At 60.7% G+C, this 2,994-nt stretch carries 3 protein-coding genes; all 3 read right to left on the bottom strand.

The window, feature by feature from the left end; genetic code table 11:
- Positions 1-231: 231 nt before the first annotated feature.
- Positions 232-1,734, bottom strand: a complete 1,503-nt coding sequence (gene ppx / locus D8V06_RS07320) for an exopolyphosphatase (protein ID WP_056854096.1) — start codon at positions 1,732-1,734, stop codon at positions 232-234.
- Positions 1,735-1,980: 246 nt separating this feature from the next.
- Positions 1,981-2,718 carry an amino acid ABC transporter ATP-binding protein gene (locus tag D8V06_RS07325; protein WP_130930705.1) on the bottom strand — a complete coding sequence of 246 codons (738 nt, stop codon included), beginning with the start codon at positions 2,716-2,718 and terminating at the stop codon, positions 1,981-1,983.
- Positions 2,705-2,994: ABC transporter permease subunit (locus tag D8V06_RS07330; RefSeq protein ID WP_347238554.1), on the bottom strand; the 290-nt coding region annotated here is incomplete at its 5' end. The genes D8V06_RS07325 and D8V06_RS07330, both read right to left, overlap by 14 nt.

Here is a 2,994-nt window from a genome sequence, read left to right on the forward strand (position 1 = left end):
AGTCGGACGGTCGTTACATCCGCAACACGCCGACCGGCAACCAGAACCCGCGCAGCGCCCAGGCGACGTTGCTGGAGCGATTGGGCAGCCCGATTCTGTCTGTGCGTTAAAGCGTCGTAGCATAAAAATGGCGATCCCCTGCGGATCGCCATTTTTGTTTCCCGCCACATGCGATGGCGTCTCTAAAATTGCCATCGCCGGCAAGCCGTGTTCCTACAGGCGCAGTGCGTATCAGCGCACGCTGAGAACGATATCCACTCGGGTCAGCCATTCCGCTTCGATAGCGAAGTCGGCCTGGGTCAGCTGGTTTTCATCCAGCCAGTTTTCCGGGAACACCACTTCAAGATGATTGCCCATGGCGTTGAGCTCGACCTGAGGCATTTGCTGAGTACCGCGGATGTGGTGGAACAGGATCGCGAAGCGCAGCAACACGCACAGGCGTATCAGCTTGATGCCGTCATCGCCGAAGTCGGCGAATTTGTCCTTGGGAATGTTGCGACGGTGGCCACGCACCAGCAGCGCGAGCATTAACTGGTCTTCGCGGGAGAACCCGGCCAGGTCCGAGTGTTCGATCAGGTAGGCGCCGTGCTTGTGGTACTGGTAGTGAGCGATGTCCAGGCCCACCTCATGGACCTTCGCCGCCCAGCCGAGCAGTTCGCGCCAGACGCCATCTTCCAGGTCCCAGTCGCTTGCCACCTGATCGAAGGCATGCAGGGCTTTGCGTTCGACCCGCGCCGCCTGTTCCAGGTCGACGTGATAACGCTCCATCAGGGAGGTCAGGGTGCGTTCGCGCACGTCTTCGTGATGATGGCGGCCGAGCAGGTCATACAGCACGCCTTCACGCAGGGCACCTTCGCAGTGGTCCATGCGTTGCAGTTCGAGGGAGTCGAAGATGGCTTCGAGGATTGCCAGGCCCGCCGGGAAGATCGCCCGACGATCGGGCTTGATGCCTTCGAAGTCGATTTTCTCGACATCGCCGAGCTTCATCAGCTTGCGCTTGAGCCAGGCCAGGCCTTCGGCGTTCACTTCGCCGGTGCCGTGACCACCGGCCTTCAGCGCCAGGCCGATGGCGCGGATGGTGCCCGAGGAGCCGATGGCCTCATCCCAGGTCAGGCGATGCAGGGCGTGTTCAATGCTCATGATCTCCAGCCGCGCCGCGGTGTACGCCTGGGCATAGCGGGCCGGGGTGATCTTGCCGTCCTTGAAATAGCGTTGGGTGTAGCTGACGCAACCCATTTGCAGGCTTTCGCGCAGCAGCGGTTCGAAACGCTGGCCGATGATGAATTCGGTACTGCCGCCGCCGATGTCCGCCACCAGGCGCTTGCCCGGGGTGTCGGCGAGGGTGTGGGACACGCCGAGGTAGATCAGGCGCGCTTCTTCTCGGCCGGAGATGACTTCCACCGGGTGGCCGAGGATTTCTTCGGCGCGGTGGATGAATTCGGCGCGGTTACGAGCTTCACGCAGGGCGTTGGTACCAACGATACGCACGGCGCCGAGGGGCATACCGTTGATCAGTTGGGCAAAACGCTTGAGGCAATCGAGCCCGCGCTGCATGGATTCTTCGCTGAGTTTACGCTCGTCGTCGATGCCGGCCGCCAGCTGAACCTTCTCCCCGAGACGCTCGAGAATACGGATTTCGCCGTTCTGGGCCTTGGCCACGACCATGTGAAAGCTGTTGGAGCCCAGGTCGATTGCGGCGATCAGGGACAGATTCTTGGCTTGGGATTGCGGCATGGTCTGGGGGTCTCGGTCGATAACCTCGACATCGTGCCACGATCAAAGGCTGGCGCCAACGCGTTCGGTTCAAAGCCTTGATCCAGCGCATGGACTACATGGGGTCCCTGTGGCGAGGGAGCTTGCTCCCGCTGGGCTGCGTAGCGGCCCTAAAACCATCCAACGCGGTGAGTCAGGAAAAACCGGTCCTCAGATTTTGCGACGGCTGCGCCGTCGAACGGGAGCAAGCTCCCTCGCCACAGGGATTTAGCTTGATGCTGCCACTGTCCCAATGAAGTTCGCCAGCTCCGCCGTCTGCGGCCTGGCGAACAGGACTTTCGGGTCCCCCACCTCATGCACCTTGCCGTGATGCATGAACACCAACTTATCCCCCACCTCCCGGGCAAAACGCATCTCATGGGTGACCATGATCAGCGTCATGCCTTCCTTGGCCAGTTGCCGAACAACGCTCAGCACTTCGTTGACCAGCTCCGGGTCCAGCGCCGAAGTGATTTCGTCACACAGCAAAACCTTCGGCGACATCGCCAGCGCCCGGGCAATTGCCACCCGCTGTTGTTGTCCGCCGGACAGCCGATCGGGAAAGGCATCGAACTTCTCACCCAGCCCAACCTTTTCCAGCATCTGCCGCGCAAGTTCGACCGCTTTGGCTTTTGATACTTTTTGCACCACCTGCGGTGCAAGCATGACGTTTTCACCGACGGTCAGGTGCGGGAACAGGTTGAACTGCTGGAACACCATGCCGACTTTCTGCCGCAGGCTGCGCAGATCGGCACGGGCAGCATCGAGGTATTCACCGTCGACTTCGATCACGCCATCGTTGATGGACTCAAGGCCATTGAGGGTACGCAGCAAGGTCGACTTACCCGAGCCGCTGCGTCCAATGATCGCCACCACCTGGCCTTCCTCCACGCTCAGGTCGATGCCTTTGAGCACATGGTGATCGCCGTAATATTTATGCAGGGCGGAAATTCTAAGCAGAGGCATGCAGTCTCCTTTCCAGGTAGCGCGCACTGAGGGACAAGGGATAACAAAGCAGGAAATAGCCGAGGGCGACGAGACCGTAGACCATGAACGGTTCAAAAGTGGCGTTGGCAAGCATGCCGCCGGTCTTGGTCAGTTCGGTGAAGCCGATGATCGAAGTCACAGCCGTGCCTTTGACCACCTGCACCGAGAAGCCCACGGTCGGCGCCACGGCGATGCGCAGCGCCTGCGGCAGGATCACGTAGCGCAGCTGTTCCAACGGGTTCAGCGCCAGGCTCG

It is taken from the genome of Pseudomonas sp. Sample_24 (genome assembly GCF_004307605.1).
Taxonomy (GTDB): Bacteria; Pseudomonadota; Gammaproteobacteria; order Pseudomonadales; family Pseudomonadaceae; genus Aquipseudomonas.